The organism is Natrinema sp. LN54 (genome assembly GCF_052439245.1).
GTDB classification, from domain to species: domain Archaea; phylum Halobacteriota; class Halobacteria; order Halobacteriales; family Natrialbaceae; genus Natrinema; species Natrinema versiforme_A.
Window position 1 is genome coordinate 373,682 of sequence record NZ_JBQVRP010000002.1, and the last position, 19,628, is coordinate 393,309.

The 19,628-nt window shown below is 66.1% G+C and carries 15 protein-coding genes; 9 read left to right on the plus strand and 6 right to left on the minus strand.

Annotation, left to right across the window (positions count from 1 at the left end):
• Positions 1-72 precede the first annotated feature (72 nt).
• The 3 genes from smc to ACT4ML_RS07035 all read left to right on the plus strand — a co-directional run bounded on the left by smc (position 73) and on the right by ACT4ML_RS07035 (position 5,599).
• On the plus strand, positions 73-3,645 hold the full coding sequence (gene smc / locus ACT4ML_RS07025) for a chromosome segregation protein SMC (RefSeq protein WP_444720217.1): 3,573 nt from the start codon (positions 73-75) through the stop codon (positions 3,643-3,645).
• Entirely contained in the window at positions 3,638-4,795 is a 1,158-nt protein-coding gene (locus ACT4ML_RS07030; RefSeq protein WP_444720218.1) for a segregation/condensation protein A, read from the plus strand. Before smc ends, ACT4ML_RS07030 begins: the two co-directional genes overlap by 8 nt.
• 132 nt (positions 4,796-4,927) lie before the next feature.
• The gene (locus ACT4ML_RS07035) at positions 4,928-5,599 is read left to right on the plus strand and encodes a hypothetical protein (RefSeq protein WP_444720219.1); all 672 of its coding nucleotides are present in this window, start codon (positions 4,928-4,930) and stop codon (positions 5,597-5,599) included.
• Here the strand turns inward: ACT4ML_RS07035 and mtnP are convergent, their stop codons facing one another.
• Positions 5,600-6,457 carry an S-methyl-5'-thioadenosine phosphorylase gene (mtnP, locus tag ACT4ML_RS07040; RefSeq protein ID WP_444720220.1) on the minus strand — a complete coding sequence of 286 codons (858 nt, stop codon included), beginning with the start codon at positions 6,455-6,457 and terminating at the stop codon, positions 5,600-5,602.
• A 157-nt stretch (positions 6,458-6,614) separates the two neighbouring features.
• Between mtnP and ACT4ML_RS07045 the strand changes: the two genes are divergently transcribed.
• On the plus strand, positions 6,615-8,060 hold the full coding sequence (locus tag ACT4ML_RS07045) for an MATE family efflux transporter (protein ID WP_444720221.1): 1,446 nt from the start codon (positions 6,615-6,617) through the stop codon (positions 8,058-8,060).
• 96 nt (positions 8,061-8,156) lie between these two features.
• On the opposite strand, the gene ACT4ML_RS07050 is transcribed toward ACT4ML_RS07045, so the two are convergent.
• Complete coding sequence (locus ACT4ML_RS07050) at positions 8,157-8,852, minus strand: phosphoribosyltransferase (RefSeq protein WP_444720222.1); 696 nt, start codon at positions 8,850-8,852, stop codon at positions 8,157-8,159.
• A gap of 135 nt (positions 8,853-8,987) precedes the next feature.
• Here ACT4ML_RS07050 and thiC point away from each other — a divergent pair, with 135 nt between their 5' ends.
• The 3 genes from thiC to ACT4ML_RS07065 all read left to right on the plus strand — a co-directional run bounded on the left by thiC (position 8,988) and on the right by ACT4ML_RS07065 (position 12,882).
• Positions 8,988-10,433 (plus strand): phosphomethylpyrimidine synthase ThiC, encoded by a 1,446-nt coding sequence (thiC, locus tag ACT4ML_RS07055; RefSeq protein WP_444720223.1) that lies wholly within the window; start codon positions 8,988-8,990, stop codon positions 10,431-10,433.
• Positions 10,434-10,560: 127 nt separating this feature from the next.
• On the plus strand, positions 10,561-11,895 hold the full coding sequence (locus ACT4ML_RS07060) for an alpha/beta hydrolase (RefSeq protein ID WP_444720224.1): 1,335 nt from the start codon (positions 10,561-10,563) through the stop codon (positions 11,893-11,895).
• An 87-nt stretch (positions 11,896-11,982) separates the two neighbouring features.
• A complete protein-coding gene (locus ACT4ML_RS07065; protein WP_444720225.1) occupies positions 11,983-12,882 on the plus strand; it encodes a PhzF family phenazine biosynthesis protein in 900 nt (299 codons plus the stop codon).
• A 20-nt stretch (positions 12,883-12,902) separates the two neighbouring features.
• On the opposite strand, the gene ACT4ML_RS07070 is transcribed toward ACT4ML_RS07065, so the two are convergent.
• Positions 12,903-13,643, minus strand: a complete 741-nt coding sequence (locus ACT4ML_RS07070) for a hypothetical protein (protein WP_444720226.1) — start codon at positions 13,641-13,643, stop codon at positions 12,903-12,905.
• A 246-nt stretch (positions 13,644-13,889) separates the two neighbouring features.
• Here ACT4ML_RS07070 and ppsA point away from each other — a divergent pair, with 246 nt between their 5' ends.
• A complete protein-coding gene (gene ppsA, locus ACT4ML_RS07075; protein WP_444720227.1) occupies positions 13,890-16,226 on the plus strand; it encodes a phosphoenolpyruvate synthase in 2,337 nt (778 codons plus the stop codon).
• 145 nt (positions 16,227-16,371) lie between these two features.
• Here ppsA and ACT4ML_RS07080 read toward each other — a convergent pair whose 3' ends face one another.
• The gene (locus ACT4ML_RS07080) at positions 16,372-16,581 is read right to left on the minus strand and encodes a hypothetical protein (RefSeq protein WP_138245897.1); all 210 of its coding nucleotides are present in this window, start codon (positions 16,579-16,581) and stop codon (positions 16,372-16,374) included.
• An 83-nt stretch (positions 16,582-16,664) separates the two neighbouring features.
• On the opposite strand from ACT4ML_RS07080, the gene ACT4ML_RS07085 reads away from it, so the two are divergent.
• The gene (locus ACT4ML_RS07085) at positions 16,665-17,294 is read left to right on the plus strand and encodes a DUF456 domain-containing protein (RefSeq protein WP_444720228.1); all 630 of its coding nucleotides are present in this window, start codon (positions 16,665-16,667) and stop codon (positions 17,292-17,294) included.
• Positions 17,295-17,331: 37 nt separating this feature from the next.
• On the opposite strand, the gene ACT4ML_RS07090 is transcribed toward ACT4ML_RS07085, so the two are convergent.
• Positions 17,332-17,991, minus strand: a complete 660-nt coding sequence (locus ACT4ML_RS07090) for a metalloregulator ArsR/SmtB family transcription factor (protein WP_444720229.1) — start codon at positions 17,989-17,991, stop codon at positions 17,332-17,334.
• Between the two features lie 252 nt (positions 17,992-18,243).
• Positions 18,244-19,275 (minus strand): hypothetical protein, encoded by a 1,032-nt coding sequence (locus ACT4ML_RS07095; protein WP_444720230.1) that lies wholly within the window; start codon positions 19,273-19,275, stop codon positions 18,244-18,246.
• Positions 19,276-19,628: the final 353 nt, after the last annotated feature.

The window sequence follows — 19,628 nt, forward strand, 5'->3', positions numbered from 1 at the left end:
GGTGGGGAGCCGAGACGCGATCCTCGCGCCCGCTCCGACGGCCGATTGCGGTACGGAGGTCTCGCAAGAAGAATGTATATCAAGGCGATCGTCCTCGACAATTTCAAGAGCTTCGGCCGGAAAACGAAGATCCCGTTCTACGAAGATTTCACCGTCGTCACGGGCCCCAACGGCTCCGGCAAATCGAACATCATCGACGCCGTTCTCTTCGCGCTCGGACTGGCCCGTACCCGCGGGATCCGCGCCGAGAAACTGACCGATCTGATCTACAACCCCGGTCACGAGGACGGCGGCGGCTCGAGCGGACCCCGCGAGGCCACCGTCGAGGTCATTCTCGACAACTCCGAGGGAACCCTCGAGCGCTCGCAGGTCGTCAACGCCGCGGGCAGCGACGACGTCGGCGACGTCGACGAGATTCGCATCCGGCGCCGGGTCAAGGAGACCGAGGACAACTACTACTCCTACTACTACCTCAACGATCGCTCGGTCAACCTCTCGGACATCCAGGACCTGCTCGCACAGGCCGGGATCACGCCGGAGGGGTACAACGTCGTCATGCAGGGCGACGTGACCGAGATCATCAACATGACCCCCCACGCCCGCCGGGAGATCATCGACGAGATCGCGGGCGTCGCGGAGTTCGACGCCAAGAAGGAAGACGCCTTCGGGGAACTCGAGACGGTCCAGGAACGGATCGACGAGGCCGAACTCCGCATCGAGGAGAAACGCGACCGGCTCGAACAGCTGGCGGACGAACGCCGCGAGGCGATGCGGTATCGCCGGCTCCGCCGCGAGAAAGAGGAGTACGAGGGCTACCGGAAGGCCAGCGAACTCGAGGAGAAACGCGACGAACTCGAGTCGGTCGAGAGCGAGGTCGACGATCTCGAAGCCGAACTCCAAGACCTTCAGCGGGAACTCGACGAACGCGAAGGCGCGGTCGTCCGGCTCCAAGAGGACCTCGAGGACTTAAACGCCGAAATCGAGCGCAAGGGCGAGGACGAACAGCTCCGGATCAAAAGCGAGATCGAGGAGATCAAAGGCGACATCTCGCGGCTCGAGGACAAGATCGAGGCCAGCGAGGAACAGATCGAGGACGCCGAGTCCGAACGCCGGGAGGCGTTCGTCCAGATCGACCGCAAGCAGGAGACGATCGACGACCTCGCCGACGAGATGCGCGAGCACAAACTCGAGAAGGCCTCGATCAAGAGCGAGATTCAAGAACGCGAGACCGAACGCGACGATCTCGAGGCCGAGATCGAGGCCGTCGACACCGAGTTCGACGAGCTCAAAGCCGACCTGGCCGAGCGAAAGGACGAGTTAGAGGCGGCCAAGACCGAGAAAAACGACCTCCAGCGCGAGCAGGACCGTCTGCTCGACGAGGCCCGGCGGCGGTCGAACAACATCAGCGAGAAAGAGCAGACGATCGAGGACAAACGCGAGGCGATCCCCGAAATTGAGAGTCAGCGGGGCGACTTAGAGCGCGAACTCGAGAAGGCGAAACGGAACCGCGCGAACATCGGGGAGGTCGTCGACGACCTGAAAGGCGAGAAACGACGGCTCCAGTCCGATGTCGACGACCTCGACGACGAGATTCAGGCCAAACAGCAGGAGTACGCCGAACTCGAGGCCAACGCGGGCGAGAGCGGCGACTCCTCGTTCGGGCGCGCGGTGACGACGATCCTCAACTCGGGGATCGACGGCGTCCACGGCGCGGTCGCCCAACTGGGGAACGTCCCCGGCGAGTACGCCGTGGCCTGCGAGACCGCCGCGGGCGGTCGCCTCGCGAACGTGGTCGTCGACGACGACGTCATCGGCCAGCAGTGTATCGAGCATCTGAAGTCCCGAAACGCGGGACGGGCGACGTTCCTGCCGCTGACGGACATGAGCCAGCGCCGGCTGCCGTCGGCGCCGAGCGATCCGGGAATCGTCGACTTCGCGTACAACCTCGTCGACTTCGACAGCGAGTACGCCGGGGTCTTCTCCTACGTCCTCGGGGACACGCTGGTCGTCGAGGACATCGAGACCGCCCGCTCGTACATGGGTGACTACCGGATGGTCACCCTCGACGGCGACTTAGTCGAGAAGAGCGGCGCGATGACCGGCGGTTCCGGCGGCGGCTCCCGGTACTCCTTTACCGGCGGCGGCGAGGGCCAACTCGAGCGCGTCGCGAAACAGATCACGGAACTGCAGGAGGAACGCGAGTCCCTCCGCGAGGACCTGCGCGGCGTCGAGGAGCGACTCGACGACGCCCGCGACAGGAAGTCTGACGCGGCCGACGAGGTCCGGTCGATCGAGTCCGAACTCGAGGGGCTCGACGAGAAGCGCGACGACGTCGAGCGCGAGATCGAAACGCTCGAGGCCGACCTCGAGGAGCTCCGCGAGGAACGCGAGTCCGTCGACGAGCGGATGAACGAAATCTCCGCGGAGATCGAGGCGAAGACCGCGACGGTCGAGGAACTCGAGGCCGATATCGCGGACCTCGAGAGCGAGCTCGCGGACTCGAAGATTCCCGAGCTAACGGACCAGATCGAGGCACTCGAGGCCGAGATCGACGAGCGCGAGGACCGCATTCAGGAACTCGACAACGAACTCAACGAACTGAGCCTCGAGAAGGAGTACGCCCAGGACGCCATCGAGGACCTCCACGATGACATCGAGGCGGCCCAGAATCGCAAGGCCGAGCACGAGGAACGGATCGAGGACTACGAGACGAAAATCGCCGGCAAGCGCGAGGAACTCGACGAAAAACGGGCCGCCGTCGAGGAGTTAGAGGAAGAGCTCACGGAGCTGAAAGCCGAGCGTAGCGACCTCAAGGAGGAACTCTCCGAGGCCCGGACGAAACGCGATCAGCAGCAAGACCGGGTCAACGCCGTCGAGAGCAAACTCGAGGACGCCGGCGAGCGGGCGAGCAGCTTGGAGTGGGAGATCGAATCCCTCGAATCGGAGGTCGGCGACTACGACCCCGAGGACGTGCCCGACCACGACACCGTCCTCGAGATGATCGAGCACTTGCAGGCGGACATGGAGGCCATGGAGCCCGTGAACATGCTCGCGATCGACGAGTACGACGAGGTCCGCAGCGATCTCGACGACCTCGAGGAGGGGCGGGCGACGCTGGTCGAGGAAGCGGAGGGAATCCGCGACCGCATCGAGCAGTACGAGACCCAGAAGAAGCAGACGTTCATGGACGCCTACGACGCGATCGCGGCCCACTTCACCGAGATCTTCGAGAAGCTCTCGGAGGGGACGGGAACGCTCCACCTCGAGAACGAGGAGGATCCGTTCGACGGCGGGCTGACGATGAAGGCCCAGCCGGGCGACAAGCCGATCCAGCGGCTGGACGCGATGTCCGGCGGCGAGAAGTCGCTGACCGCGCTGGCCTTTATCTTCGCGATCCAGCGGCACAACCCGGCCCCGTTCTACGCGCTCGACGAGGTCGACGCCTTCCTCGACGCGGTCAACGCCGAGCGGATCGGCGAGATGGTCGAGGAGCTCTCCGACAAGGCACAGTTCGTCGTCGTCTCCCACCGCTCGGCGATGCTCGACCGCTCCGAGCGGGCGATCGGCGTGACGATGCAACAGGACAACGTGAGCGCAGTGACCGGGATCGATCTGAGTAGTGGGGAGGTTCCTGCTGATGACTAGCGAGGGGCCCGAGGAGGCGGAGCCGACGACGGGGTCCTCGGAAACGCGAACGGGGAGCGAAGCGACCCGTGAGCGAAGCAACCCGGGGGACAACGATGCGAGCGGGCCAAAGGCCCGTGAGCAGACGGCTGAACCGCTCTGCGACGACAATCGAAACGAACTGCGAGCCGACGGCGGCGAGGAAATTCCGCTGAACATCACCGGGCACGAAGACCGCGAGCCGCCGGGCGAGTCGCCCTCGAGCACCGACGACCCCGCCGGCGAGGACGAGGGTGAATCGGTCCTCGAGTTCACGGACGTCGAGACGGCCTCGGACGGGGACGACGGTGACGAGGACGACGAGAAAGTCGAGCCCGTCGAACTGCTCGTCCAACTGGCGAAAGACGGCGAGATCGAGCCGTGGGACATCGACATCGTCGCGGTCACCGACAAGTTCCTCGAGGCGATCGAGGACGTCGACCTGCGGACGTCGGGCCGGGCGCTGTTCTACGCGAGCGTCCTCCTGCGGATGAAAAGCGACGAACTGTTCGCGACCGACGACCCCGACGAGGAGGAGTTGCCGCCGTGGGAAGCGCCCTTCGCCGACGACGGGCCGATGGATCCCGAGGACGAGGAGCAGGACTACCCGCCCGGCTTCGATCCCGTCGAGAACCTCGAGGAAGAGATGGAGCGGCGCCTCGAGCGCAAACACGCCCGCGGGAAGCCGGAGACGCTGGACGAACTGGTCCGGGAGCTTCGGACCGCCGAGCGCGACACGTGGTGGAAGGAGTCGCGAAGTTACGACACGAGCGACTCGCCGAAGGGGTACGATCGCGGCGTGCAGGAGCTGAACTACCACTCCGGCGACGACTTTCGGGTCGACGACGAACCGACGAGCGACGACGTCACCCACACGACCCACGAGGAGGACATCGAGTCCGTCATCGACGATGTCGAAGCCGAACTCGAGACCAACTACGAGGCGGGCCGCGACGAGGTGCTGTACGCCGAAATCGACGACGTCGGCGGCACGCGGGTGATGACCTATCTCGCCTTGCTCTTCTTGGCCCACCGCGGTCGAGTCTCCCTCGAGCAGGACGAACTGTTCGGCGACCTCTGGATCGAAGACGCCACGGTGGCGTCGGACGCGAGCGAAGCGATCGCTGAGTGAGTACTTCTGTCGCCAGGACCGCTCCGCGGACTCGAGCGGGCCGTTTATTCCGCGACAAAACAGGCCGGTTCCGACTCCGATCGACTCGAGCGCCCACAAGCGTTTAGCCCGCACCGGCGAAACGTCGGGTCGATGACGAGGCCGGACGATGTCCTCTTTCGCACCCGGATCGAGACGTTCGCGCTGATCCGGCGGTGCCTGCCGATCGCACTCCTCGCGGGCGCGCTGGTCGGGCCGATCGCCGTCACCGATCCGACGACTGGGATGTGGCTCTCGGCACTCGGCGTCTTGCTCGTGCTGGTCGGGCTCCACCTCGTGAGTCGCCTGCCGCTGTATCCGGCCCACACGTTCGGAGTCGAATACCGCTTCGAGGAGGAGCCGTTCGAGACCGAGCGCCGACGGTGCGTTCGCTGCGAGACGCTCGTGGAATCGGGCACGCACCGCCGCTACGCCAAGCAGATCGTCGTCCTCGGCGTGCCGCTGCACACCCTCGAGTGGGGGCACAACGACTTCTGTGCAGACTGCATCGGACTCGCGGACGGCGCGGGCTCGAGTCCCGAGGCTGACCGAGCCGCGGGGCCGGAGCCGACGGCGGCTCAGTCGACGGTGCCGCAGGGGGAGCGGAGTCGAGGTCGAGACGGGGATCGGCACCGGGATCAGAATCAGAACCGGAACCGGGGACCGACAGCGCCGTCGACCGCCACGACGCACGTCGACCGCAGCGCCGGTCGGCTCGAGCGCGCCCGCCGCGTCGACCGGAGCGACGAGACGACCGCGCTGGAACTCAGACGCGCGTTCGAGTGACTACTCGAGGTAGTCGCCGGCCAGCAGGTCGACGCGCTCGAGGGTGTCCTCGGGAATCGCCTCCTGTGGCGTGTTGATGGTGCCCTCCAGAGCGGTCCACGCCTCGCTGTGGAAGTCCTCGGGCATCGTTCGAATGGCGCGTTCGACGACCGCGTTAATGGCCTCGCGATTCGCCGCGGCGTTCTCGAGGACTTCGTCCAAGGTGACCTCGCTGTCGTCCTTCCAGACGTCGTAGTCGGTGACCCCGGCGACGGTGGCGTAGCTCAGTTCGGCCTCGCGGGCGAGTTTGGCCTCCGGGATGGCGGTCATCCCGACGACGTCCCAGCCCTGATCGCGGTAGAACTCGCTCTCGGCTTTCGTGGAGTACTGCGGGCCCTCGATGCAGACGTAGGTGCCGCCCTCCTCGGTTTTCGTGTCGTCGGTCGCCTCTTCGGCCGCGGTCGCGAGGTGGTCGACCATCGCGGGACAGTAGGGATCGGCGAAGCCCATGTGGACAACCATTCCGTCGCCGAAGAAGGTGGGCGAGCGGTGTTTCGTACGGTCGAAGATCTGGTCGGGGACGACCAGCGTCCGCGGCGGCAGCTCCTCGCGCAGGCTCCCGACCGCGTTGGTCGCGATGACCCGGTCGACGCCGACCGATTTGAGCGCGTAGATGTTCGCGCGGTAGGCCGCGTCGGTCGGCGGATGCTGGTGGTCCTCGCCGTGGCGCGGGAGGAACGCGACCTCCTTCCCGGCGAGTTCACCGAGCGTGACCGCCTCGCTGGGTTCGCCGTAGGGTGTCGATACCGCTTCTTTGCGGGTGTTCTCGAGTGGCAGTGCGTCGTAGATACCGCTACCGCCGATAACGCCGATCGTCATGCACGGACGTCTGTCAAGCAGGACCCTAAACGCGCGGATATCGGTCAGCCCTGCAATGCGGATGGCTACCGCCGACCCCCGTTGTGCGGTTCGATCCGGTGGCCGTCGCTATCACGGGTCACGAGCACCCAAGTACCGCCGCGATCACTATCGGGGTATGGCTTTCGACGAGGCTTCGGATGGCAGTCTCACCGACGGTCCCCTCGTGCGGCCGATGATCCGTCTGGCGTGGCCGCTGATCGTCATCCAGCTGTTACAGGTCGCCTACAACGTCGGCGACACCTTCTGGCTCGGCGCGCTCTCGCCCGACGCGGTCGGTGCAGTGAGCCTCGCCTTCCCGTTGTTGTTCCTGCTGATCGCGATCGGCGGCGGCTTCACGACGGCCGGCGCGATCCTGATCGCCCAGCACACCGGCGCGAAGAGCGGCGACGCGGGGCTGATCGCCGGCCAGACGCTCTCGTTCGTCTCGCTGGTCGCGGTCGGGCTGAGCGCCCTCGGCTTCGTCGCGACCGAGCCGATGCTCGCCGTCTTGCCCGCCGACGCCGAGACCCAGGCCGCGATCATCCCGCTCGCCGCTGAGTATCTGCGGGTGTTCTTCCTCGGGCTTCCCTTCCTCTTCGGCTTCTTCGTCTTCGTCGCGCTCATGCGCGGCTACGGCAGCACGCGAACGCCGATGCGCGTCATGCTCGTCAGCGTCGTCATCAACGTCGCGATCGATCCGCTGCTCATCTTCGGCGTCGGCCCCCTCCCGCGCCTCGAGGTGCAGGGAGCCGCCGTCGCGACGCTCCTCTCGCGGGGGATCGCGACGGCGATCGGCTTTTACCTGCTGTACTACACTGACGTGGGCCCCGACATCCAGCCCTCGCACCTCCGGCCGCGACGCGAGTACGTCGCGAAGATCACGCGACTGGGGATCCCGACGGCGCTCGAGCAGTCGATGACGGCGCTGGCGCTGGTCGCGATGACGGCGATGGTCGTGACCTTCCCGCCGGCGGTCGTCGCGGCCTACGGACTCGGGAATCGGCTGATCTCGCTCGCGTTCCTGCCGGCGCTGGGGATGGGGCAGGCGACGGACACGATCGTCGGCCAGAATCTGGGCGCGGGCGAACCCGACCGGGCGGCGAGGGCGGTCCGGCTCGCGGCGGGCGTGATCGGGTCTGTCATGTTCGCGGCGGGGGTACTCGCCGCGCTCTTTCCGGAGCCGTTCGTCTCGGTGTTCGTCACGGCCGACGCCGCGGGCAAGCAGGCGACGATCGACTACGGCGTGACCTACCTCCGATTCGCCGCGGTCGGCTTCGCCTTCATGGGCGTGTTACAGGTGATTCAGGGCGCGTTCCGCGGGGCCGGAAACACGAAAACGGCGCTCGCGTTCGCGGTGCTCGGACTGTGGATCGTCCGCGTCCCCGTCACCTACTACCTACTCTTCGTCGCCGGGTGGGGCCCGACCGGCATCTGGACGGGCGTCGTGATCGGCGATATCGCCGGCGCGATCGCCGCCGTCGCGTGGTTCAGCCGCGGCACGTGGAAGGGGACGCTGGTCGACGAGGGCGAGGCGGGATCGGAGACGACCGACTCGAGCGAGGCCGAGTCTGTCGCGGAGTAAACGGTGCGTACCGGGTTCCTACCGAAAAGTGCAGCTCAAATCCGGGATCGAGAACGAACTACCGTCTCGACGAAAGACACGACCCGACGAGACGCGTTACTCGGCGAGCGCCCACTCGTCGGCTCCGACCGACTCGAGCACCTCGCGCCGTTCCATCTCGCTCAGGACTTCCAGCAGGCGGTCGGGTTGGGCGATCTCCATCTCGATACGCTCGATGCCGTGGTGTTCGGTGAGGAAGTGGCGGATCTCCTCCTCGGTAAACGACTGCTGGTCGGCTTTCTCCATCGCGCTGGTGATCAGGTCGACCATGTCCTCGATGAAGTTCCAGGGGTAGACGACCCACGTCCACTCCGCTAAGCGTTCGCCGACGTAATCGGGGCGGAACTCGCTGGTACCGAGCAGTTGCAGGGTCGCGGTGCGGACCTCGCCGGCGTCGCGGTCGTCGACGTACTCGTAGGCCCGCTGAATCGAGCCGCCGGTGTCGGCGATGTCGTCGATGATGAGGACGTCCTTGTCCTCGACGCTGCCCTCTGGCATCGGATAGCGGACGGTCGGTTCGCCGGACTTCTCGGCGGTGCCGACGTAGTGTTCCATCTTCAGGCTCGTCAGGTCGTCCAGTCCGAGGAAGTCACAGAGACACCGCCCCGCGAACCAGCCGCCGCGAGCCAGCGCGACGACGACGTCCGGTTCGAACTCGTCGTCGCGGATCTCGTCGCTCACGTCCCGACACAGGCCGTAGATATACTCCCAGTTGGTTATCGTACAGTCGAAATCGTCCGGTAAGTCGGACATCTGATGGCCACCTACCCGGTGTCTCGAGCGCGGTCCCCTTAAGTCGGCTGAAACGGATCGCGCCCGCCAGCGGCCCGACCGTCGCCGACCCGAACCGCCGGAGGTTTATAATCGAATGGTACAACCTAGTTATCGATGGCGCAGACGCAGATTCAGGCCGCCCGCGAAGGGACAGTCACGCCCGAGATGGAACGCGTCGCCGAGCGAGAGAACCGCGATCCGGAGTTCGTCCGCGAGCAGGTCGCCGACGGACAGGCGGTGATTCCGGCGAACGTCAATCACGACGCGCTCGACGCGATGATCATCGGCCGCGAGTTCGCGACGAAGGTCAACGCGAACATCGGCAACAGCGAGACGACCAGCGACCTCGAGACGGAACTCGAGAAGCTTCACACCGCGGTCCACTACGGCGCGGACACGGTGATGGACCTCGGAACGGGCAGCGATTTAGACGAGATCCGGGAGGCCCACGTCGAGCACTCGCCGGTGCCGCTGGGCACGGTGCCGCTGTACGAGGCGGTCAAGCAGGCGGGCAGCCCCGAGGACATTACGAAAGACCTGCTGCTCGAGATCATCGAGAAACAGGCGAAACAGGGCGTCGACTACATGACGATCCACGCGGGGATCCTCGCCGAACACCTGCCGCTGACCGACGGCCGGAAGACGGGGATCGTCTCGCGGGGTGGCTCGATCATGGCCAAGTGGATGGAAGCGAACGGCGAGCAGAACCCGTTCTATCAGGTCTTCCCCGAGATCTGTGAGATCTTCGCCGAGCACGACGTCACCTTTAGTCTCGGGGACAGCCTGCGACCCGGCTGTCTGGCCGACGCCTGCGACGAGGCCCAGTACGCGGAACTCGACACGCTGGGCGAACTGACCCGCGTCGGCTGGGACCACGGCGTGCAGGTGATGGTCGAGGGGCCGGGCCACGTCCCGATGCACAAGGTCGCGGAGAACGTCGAGCGCCAGCAGGAGGTCTGCGACGGCGCGCCGTTTTACGTGCTCGGCCCGCTGGTGACCGACATCGCGCCGGGCTACGACCACATCACGAGTGCTATCGGCGCGGCGATGGCAGCCCAGGCCGGTGCCGCGATGCTGTGTTACGTCACCCCGAAGGAGCACCTCGGGCTCCCCGAGGAGGCGGACGTTCGCGACGGACTTGCGGCCTATCGAATCGCCGCCCACGCGGGCGACGTGGGGAACGAACGCCCCGGCGCGCGCGACTGGGACGACGCGCTCTCCGAAGCACGATACGAGTTCGACTGGCGCGAGCAGTTCGAACTCGCGCTCGATCCCGACCGCGCCCGGTCGTTCCACGACCAGACCCTGCCCGGAGACAACTACAAGGAGGCCCGCTTCTGCTCGATGTGCGGTGCCGAGTTCTGTTCGATGCGGATCGACCAAGATGCGAGGGAAGACGGCGAGATGGCGGCCATCGAGGGCGAGGACCGAACCGACCTCGAGTCCTCGTCCGCCGCCGAGGTCAACCGGCCGCCGGTGGGGACCCACGAGTCGGGCGAGCTGCCGCCGATGGCGGACCACGACCGCGCCGACTCGCTCGAGGAACCGGGAGACGACTGATACGTGGCTTCGCGGCTCCGCAAACCCGCGGACTCGAGGGGCGCGGGCCTTCGTATATCAAAACCGAACACAGTCACAGAGAATCGACCGTGTCTTTATCCGACAGACCGTGGTCGATTCGGTATCGATGGCACCTCGACGGCGGACCGTACTGGCGGCGGTATCGACGGCGACGGCGTCGGCAGCGGCCGGCTGTGCCGACCTGCTCGCCGACACGGACGACGAAAGCGGCCCGACGAGCGACGAAACCGTCGCGACGGCGTTCGTCGAGAACCTCGCGAACGGGGAGTTCGAACGGGCGAGCGAACGATTCGTCTCGAGCGAGCGTGACCGGTACGGTGACCCCGGCCGTCTCGAGCGGCTCTGGATGGGGTACGGCGCGGTCGGCGGCTCGTTCGAGGAAATCGCCGACACGAGCGTGACGACGGGCGACGGGGCGTCGGCGGTCGATCTGACGCTGTCGTTCGCCCGCGGCGATCACGACTGCCGCGTCGTCGTCGACGCCGAATCGCGGATCGTCGACTGCGGGGTCACCGACGAGTACGAACGGCCGTCGTACGTCGACTCGAGTGCGGTCGCCAGCGAGGACCTCAGTCTCTCGGTCGAGGGCTGTTCGCTCCCCGGTACCGTCACGACGCCGGCCGACGGCGACGGCGTCCCCGGGGTCGTACTGGTCCACGATTCCGGACCGGTGACCGCCGACACCGCTCGCGGCGGCACCCAGCTGTTCACCGATCTCGCCGAGGGACTCGCGACGCAGGGCATCGCGACCCTTCGGTACGACAAGCGCGTTCCCGCCTGCGAGGTCACGGGCACCGAGTACACTCTCGACCGCGTCACCGTCGACGACGCACTGGTCGCGGTCGAGCGCCTGCGGAGCGTCGAGGGCGTCGACCCGGATCGGATCACCGTCGTCGGCCACGGCCTCGGCGGACGGGCCGCGCCACGGATCGCGGCTCGAGACGGGGCTCTCGCCGGCGTCGTCGGCCTCGCCGCGCCGGCGCGGCCGTTCCACGAGCTCACCCTCGAGCAACTCGAGCACAAGGCGTCGGTCGGTTCACAGGAGTGGGGAGATCTGACGAGCGTCTACGAAACCTGGACCGACGAGATCGAACGAGTTCGATCGGGAGAGTACGAGGCGGACGAAACGTTGCTCAACAAACCCGGTGCGTTCTGGCAGAGCCTCGAGTCCTACGATCACCTCGCGACCGCGGCGGAGATCGACGCGCCCCTGTTTTTCCTGCAGGGGACGCGCGACTTTCAGGTCAGCGCCGACGACGACTTAGCACGGTGGCGGTCCGACCTCGAGGGGGACTCGGCGGCGGACTTCGAGACCTACGACGGGCTCAATCACCTGTTCATGCCCGGCGAGGGAGAGTCGGTCGAGTTCGCCTACGCCGTTCGTAACAACGTCGACGAGGCGGTCGTCACCGATCTCTCGGACTGGATCGACGGATTGTAACGCAGCCGGGCGACCACCGAGACCGAGCCGCCGGTCGCTCGACCGATGGACCGAGGATTCATACGCCGGTCGCCCGACCCACGTCGTATGGAGACGATTCGGGTCTTGCAGGTCGACGCCTTCACCGACGAACCGCTCACCGGGAATCCGGCGGGAGTCGTTCCGAACGCGGACGGTCTCTCGGACGACCAGATGCAGGCGATCGCCGCCGAGATGGCCGTCAGCGAGACGGCCTTCCTCCGCTCGAGCGAGACCGCCGACCGACGGATTCGCTATTTCACGCCGACACAGGAGGTCGATCTCTGTGGTCACGCGACGATCGGCACCTTCGCACACCTCCACGAGGAGGGCCTTGCGACGGGAACGACGACCCTCGAGACGAACGTCGGGACGCTCGAGATCGAGGTCGCGGACGACGGCACGGTCTGGATGACCCAGGACGAGCCGACGATCCGCGAAATCGACGTGGGCTACGACCGTGTCGCCGACGCGCTCGGCGTCGATCGGGCCGCCCTCGAGGGCGCGAGCGCCGATATCCCGCTGGCGGTGTCCTCGACCGGTCTGCCGTTCCTGATCGCACCGATCACGTACCTCTCGGACGTCGGCGACGCAGCGCCCGATATGGCCGCGATCGAAGCCCTCACCGACGCGGTCGACGCCGCCGGCGTCTACCTCTTCACGTTCGACGCGCTCGAGGCCGAGTCGACGGTCCACGGGCGCATGTTCGCGCCGGGTGCCGGCGTCCCGGAGGACCCGGTCACCGGCACCGCGAGCGGAGCCGTCGGCGCGTACCTCGACCGCTTCGGTGCGTTCGACGACGACCTGCCCGAGGAGCTTCGGCTCGAGCAGGGTCACTACGTCGACCGGCCGGGGATCGTCCGCGTTCGCCTCGACGATGTGGTGCGGGTCGGCGGCCGCGGCGTGACCGCCCTCGACGGCTCCATCGTCGTCCCCGAGGCCGACGAGGACGAGATTCTCGAGGCCTGAGTCCGCGGCCACGGCCGCGCTCAGGCGAGCGGGTCGCTGCCGCCGTTGCCGCCGCTGCTGTCACCGTCGCTATCGCTGCTACGTCCCTCACCGCCGCCGCTGCTGTCGCTCTCGAGACCGTCCCGCGGTGAGTCCGACGGACTCGAGGGCGGTGACGGCCCCGTTCCGGACGGTTCGGTCGACGATTCGGATTTCGGCTCCGTCTCCGACTCCCGCTCTGATGCCGGCTCCGATGCCGTCTCTCGAGTCGCCGGTGCGACGGCGCGGTCGGTCGTCTCGTTCGATCCGGCGGCCCCGGCCGCGTCGGCGGTCGCCGCGTCGTCGAGGTGCTCGCGCTCGTCGAACGTCGCGGTCCGGTCGTTCTCCTCGAGCGCCTCGATAGCCCGGCGAGTCTCGGCGATCTCGGCTTCCATGTCGGCGAGGCGGTCATCGAGTCCGTCGTGGACTTCGCTCGCGAGTCGGTTCGGGTCGAGTTGGCGGCCGGCGGCTCGGCCCGCTGCGCGCGGGAGCGTGACGAACAGCGCGTAGCTCTTCCCGAGTTGCCAGACGACGATGCCGAGCGCGGCAAAGAGCAGGGTGATCGTCGGGTTCGCGCTCTCGATCGCTGTACCGGGGTTCAGCGGATCGGCGAGTAACCCGGTGATCGCGCCGCCGAAGCCGGCGAGAAATCCCGCGGCGACGAGCGCCAGCCCGAGTCCGAGCGCCCCCACCGTAATCGCGCGATAGACGAGCGTCCACTTGAACGGATTTCGAAGTTCCATATCGGGAACAATCACCGAACTTGTATAATCGCTGTGGGCAACAGGTCGACGCTATCGGCGTCCGGTAACCTGACGGCTTCATATCGGTCGTCGCCCCGTGTAACCGCGCAGTTCGATTCGGCGGCTTCCCGATACGAACCGCGCGTTTGCCGGCCGCTACGGCAGAAACTCATTCACTTGTGAGTTGCGATTGGGCGAAACTGTTCGCAACCTTCTTTATTCGTTCCAGTGACCACCTCAGTAGAGATGGCTGTACTCTGGCTGGACGAGATCAGTGCCGGCGACCTCGAGAAGGTCGGCGGTAAAGGTGCCTCCTTGGGCGAGCTCACGGGCGCGGGGCTGCCCGTTCCACCGGGATTCGTCGTGACTGCCGGGACCTATCGAGCGTTTATCGAAGACGCCGAAATCGACGAGGAACTGTTCGAGGCCGTCGACGTCGACGTCGACGACTCGAGTGCGCTGGCCGACGCCGCCGACCGCGCACAGGAACTCATCCTCGAGACGCCGTTCCCCGAGGAGCTTCGCGAGGAAATTCTCGCGAGCTATCGCGAGGTCGGCAACGGCGAGGCGTTCGTCGCGGTTCGGTCCTCTGCGACGGCCGAGGACCTGCCCGACGCCTCCTTCGCGGGCCAGCAGGAGACGTTCCTCAACGTCACCGAGGAGGACCTGCTGGACCGTGTCCGGGAGTGTTGGGCCTCGCTGTTCACTCAGCGGGCGATCTACTACCGACAGGAGCAAGGGTTCGACCACTCCGCGGTGAACATCGCCGTCGTCGTCCAGCAGATGGTCGACGCCGAAAAGTCGGGCGTGATGTTTACGAGCCACCCCTCGACGGGCGATCCGACGATGATCATCGAGGCCGCGTGGGGGCTCGGTGAGGCCGTCGTCTCCGGCGCCGTCTCGCCGGACAACTACGTCATCGATCGCGAAGACCGGTCGATGGACGTCACCATCGCCGAGAAGAAAGTCAAACACGAGAAAGACGAGGCGACCGGGCAGACCGTCGAGCGCGAGGTCCCCGAGGACAAACGGACCCAACGGGTCGTCTCCGGCGACGAGATCGACGCCCTCATGGACCTCGGCGAGCGCGTCGAGGACCACTACGGCGAACCCCAAGACGTCGAGTGGGCCATCGTCGACGGCGAGGTCTACATGCTCCAGTCCCGGCCGATCACGACGATCGACGAGAGCGGCAGCGACGCCGCCGACGCCGAAGGCGGCGATCCCGCGAAGGGACTTACCGACGGCAGCGGCAGCGTTCAAGCCGCCGAGGGCGGCAGCGCCGACACCGCCGACGCGAGCGGCTCCGGCGAGGTCATCGTCGACGGACTGGGCTCGAGTCCGGGCACCGTCAGCGGGCCGGCACGGATCGTCACGAAACTCGACGATCTGGCTAAAGTTGGCGAGGGCGACATTATCGTCACCGAGATGACGATGCCTGATATGGTCCCCGCGATGAAGCGGGCCTCGGGAATCATCACCGACGAGGGCGGCATGACCAGCCACGCCGCTATCGTCTCCCGCGAACTCGGCGTCCCCGCTATCGTCGGCACCACCAACGCCACCACCGTTCTCGAGGACGGACAGGTTGTCACCCTCGACGGCGACAAGGGTTCCGTGCTCGAGGGGTCGGCGGTCGAACCCGACGAGGAGACCGAACCCGTCGAGGAAGTCCGCCCGCAGTCGCCGGTCAAGCCGATGACCGCGACCGAGGTCAAGGTCAACGTCTCGATTCCGGAAGCGGCCGAACGCGCGGCCGCGACAGGGGCCGACGGCGTCGGCCTGCTCCGGACCGAGCACATGATCCTCTCGCTGAACCAGACCCCCGAGAAGTTCATCGACGAAAACGGTCCGGACGCCTACACCAAGGAACTCATCGACGGCATCCGCGGCGTCGCCGACGAGTTCTATCCCCGTCCCGTCCGTGTGCGCACCCTCGATGCACCCACCGACGAGTTCCGCCAACTCGAGGGCGGCGAGGACGAGCCCAACGAGCACAATCCGATGCTGGGCTACCGAGGCATCCGCCGGTCGCTCGATCGAACCGATGTCTTCGCCCACGAACTCGAGGCGTTCCGCCGGCTCTACGAGATGGGCTACGATAACGTCGAGATCATGCTGCCGCTGGTCAACGACGCCGAGGACGTCTATCGGGCCAAAGAGTGCATGAAGGAGGCCGGCATCGACCCCGAGAAGCGCAAGTGGGGCGCGATGATCGAGACGCCCGCGGCCGCGCTCTCGGTCGAAGAGTTAGCCGAGGCCGGCATCGACTTCGCCTCCTTCGGCACCAACGATTTGACCCAGTACACGCTCGCGGTCGACCGCAACAACGAGCACGTCGCCGACCGCTTCGACGAACTCCACCCCGCCGTGTTGCGCCTGATCGGTGACGTCATCGAAACCTGCCGCGAACACGATGTCGACACCAGTATCTGCGGACAGGCCGGTTCCAAACCCGAGATGGTCCAGTTCCTCGCCAACGAGGGCATCACGTCGATCTCGGCGAACATCGACGCCGTCCGCGACGTCCAACACGAGGTCAAACGCGTCGAACAGAAGCTCCTGCTCGATTCGGTGCGCTAACCACCTCGAAATCCGTTTTCGCCACGGAGCCGCGGTGATTCTTTTCCGAGCCCGCCTCGGTTTCGGTCCCTGCCTCGAGTGACGCGTTTGAACCGATCGACCGGGTCCACAGCGAAGTGACCCGTCGATCTCGTCGAGCCGCCCCTCACCACGTGTAGGCTCGCCCGGCGGCGACGAGAAAGACGATCCCGATTCCGACCGCACAGGCCGCGATCGCGAACCCGAGCAGCCGCAGTAGGTCGGTCATGAGTTCCGGGTACTCGGGCTGGGGCTCGAGGTTCGCCACGAGGACGTAGACGAACGTACCGACACCGACCGCACACAGCCCGAACACGGCCGGCGCGGCCCAGGTCATAGGTCCGGTGGGACGGCGACCACCCTATAGCCTGTGGCCGTCTCGGGGAAAGGTCCATGAGACAGGGGACCCTCAGATGACATATGAGCGACCGTTCGGACGAGGTGACCGAGAGTCGGGACCGAGACCCGCCCGCCACCGACGACCTCCTCGAGGAGACGGATCGACTGCTCTCCGGGTCGGGCGGCGGTACCGGCGACGCGTCGCCCGGGCCCGCGGAGCCGTCGGACGCGTCCGGCAGTGACCCCCTGCAGGACCTGTCTACCGGAATCGACCGCGGGCCAGAGACCGAGCCCGAACCCGCCGGCGAGACCGACGCCGGCTCGTCGCGCTCGTGGCTCGCTCCGCTCACGTCGCGGCTCTCGCTCGGGCAGTATTTCTCGCCGAAGGAGTATCTCGCGCTGGTGCTCGTCCTCGGTGCCGGCCTGCTGGCCGGCAGGGCCGTGCTCCCGTTCGCCGGTCGCGTGATCGGCATGTTCGGCGTCGCGTTCACCGTCGGCCTGCTCGCGTCGAAACGACGCTACCTCGAGGTGAGCGTCGCCGGCGTCTCGGTCGGCGGCGTCGGCGCGATTCTCAGCAACACCGTCCTTGCGGCCCTCGGCTCCGGACAAACGATCGTCGCAGTCGGCGCGACTGTCGGACTCCTCGCGTCCGTCGTGGGCTACTACTTCGGCCGCGACTTCCGCGACGGTCTCGTGCGGGATATCGACTGAGCCGGACTCCGATCGCTCGCCGTGTGGGACCCCTTCCTCACCCGTTCGTCGTCAGTTCCCAGCCGCGCTCGGTTCGCCGAACGACGCCGTTGTCGGCCATCACCTCGAGCAACTCGGCGACGACCTCGCGGGGCGCGTCGATGTCCTCGCTGAGTTCGCCGACGGATTTCGGCTCCGAGCGCACGCTCGCGAGCAGGTCGGCGTAGATCCGACTCTCCGGGCCAGCGCCGACGTTCTCGGAAATCGAATCGAGCACGTCACAGAGCCGGCCCTGCACCCACCGCTGGGCCAAGGAGAGTTCGTTTTCGAGCCGCTCGAGGTCTTCGAGGGCGGCGAGTTGGTCGTCGAGATCACCGGCGTCGTCCCAGGACACGTCGAGCGTGAGGTGGCGACAGGTCGTGATATCGAAGCTACTGTTCGCCGGATAGGCGCTCTTGCTCGCGAACCCGTACGGCGAGACGTTCACCTCGAGGCGGACGTTCCGGGCGATGTGGAAGTACTTTCGTCGCTGATCGTCGACGCGGCTCTCGATCAGGCCCGCCTCCTCGAGTTTCCGTAAGTGTTCGATAACCGCCTTGGGACTCACGCCAAGGTATTCCGAAATTTCGGTGACATAACAGGGTTTGCGGGCGAGCAACCGGAGGATCCGTCTCCGGTTTTCGTTCCCGAGTAAATCCAACAACGCGGCGGAGTCCATCGAGAGAGGGTTAGTGATCACCGCTGAAAAGCGTGTCTGCTCGTCAGACTCGAGGGCCGACCGCGATTCGATGGCACCCTCGAGGCTCGAGGCGATTCGTTTCGATTCCACCGACAGACGTAGGTCGACGTCGACTCCGGTCTCAGGGACTGTTGTGCGGTCGCTGTCGGTTTCGTTCCCGTCGATCGCGTTAGGCTCCGACCGCCAGTCGTCCGGATCCGACCGATCAGATCACCGGGGCGGTTCCGCTGGCTAGTTGCCAGTCCCGTTTCCTGCGTTCTTCCCGTTTCCGGAGTTCTTGTCGTTCCCCGCGTTCTCGCTGTTTCCGGAACTCTTGTCGTTTCCTGCGTTCTCGCTGTTTCCGGAACTCTTGTCGTTTCCTGCGTTCTCGCTATTTCCAGAATTATTGCCGTTCCCTGCGTTCTCACTGTTCCCAGAATCATTGCGGTCTCCTGCAGTTCCGCTATTTCCCGACGCATCACCGTTCCCGGCGTTCTCACTGTTTCCCGGCGCATCACCGTCTCCTGCAGCTCCGCTATTTCCCGGCGCATCACCGTTCCCGGCGTTCTCACTGTTCCCGGGTGCGTCACCGTTTCCCTGACTTCCCTTCTCGGCGGACGGACCGCGATCGTCCGGTGGGCCACCGCCGACACCGGACGGACCGTTACCGTTGCCCGGAGCGTTGCTGTTGCCCGGAGCCTTGCCGTTTCCCGGACCGTTACCGTTGCCGGTAGACAGCCCGCGAGCGACTGCCGCAGTGCCCGGACCCGCCTCTTTCGACGCGTTTTGCCGGATGCTCGAGGCGCTCTCCCGAAGATCCGCGAGGTCGGTCTCGTTGACGCCGGCTTCGGCGGCGCGGCGCTCGGTTCGTTCGACCGACCGCTCGAGGCTGGCGATTTCGACCGTCAGTTTCGCCATTCGAGAGCGGTAGGACCCATTGGAGAGGGTGTCACGCTGCTCGCGGAGTTCGGCGCGTTCGGCTTCGAGTTCGGTCAACTGGGCCTCGAGTTCGGCCGCTCGATCACTGACGACAGCGTCCCGACTCTCGTTGTCCGCGGTTTCGTATTTCGCTTCGAACAGTTCGGAGTCGACCGTGTTTTTCGTCTCGGCTGCGTTCGCCTGCATCAGCGTCCCCACGGACGCGTTCGTCGTCTCGGATTGGTCGGATTGGCTCGTTTGGGCCGCGGTCAACGAACTCGCGACGGCACCGCTTGCAAGCGGCGCGACCGTGAGGCCGACGACCAGTGCGGCCACGAGAAGGGTGACCGACCGAGTGGTTGTCATCGCTTCTGTCGTTGTACCGAATATACTAAAAAGACGGACTTTCGTTCGAACCGTTCACACAGTTCGATCGGTGACCGAGATTCGTTCTGAGCGTTCAAGCAGGGCTCAATTTCCGTAATCGGACCCGATCCCAGTGGGACCCGTTCCTCGAGTCGGCCGACTGCCGCCCGTTCCGTTCGAATCGTTCGAGGCGACTGAGTACGCATCAATCACGTGCTACGAACCGTTGTGAACGAAACGGGTCAGCCGAGGGAACCGATAGCCGACCCGATAACTCAGCCCTGAAGTGGTCGGCGGTTTCCAACCCACCCCGGCACCTCGTCCGGAGATCTGTCTGATAGCGCGACGATTTA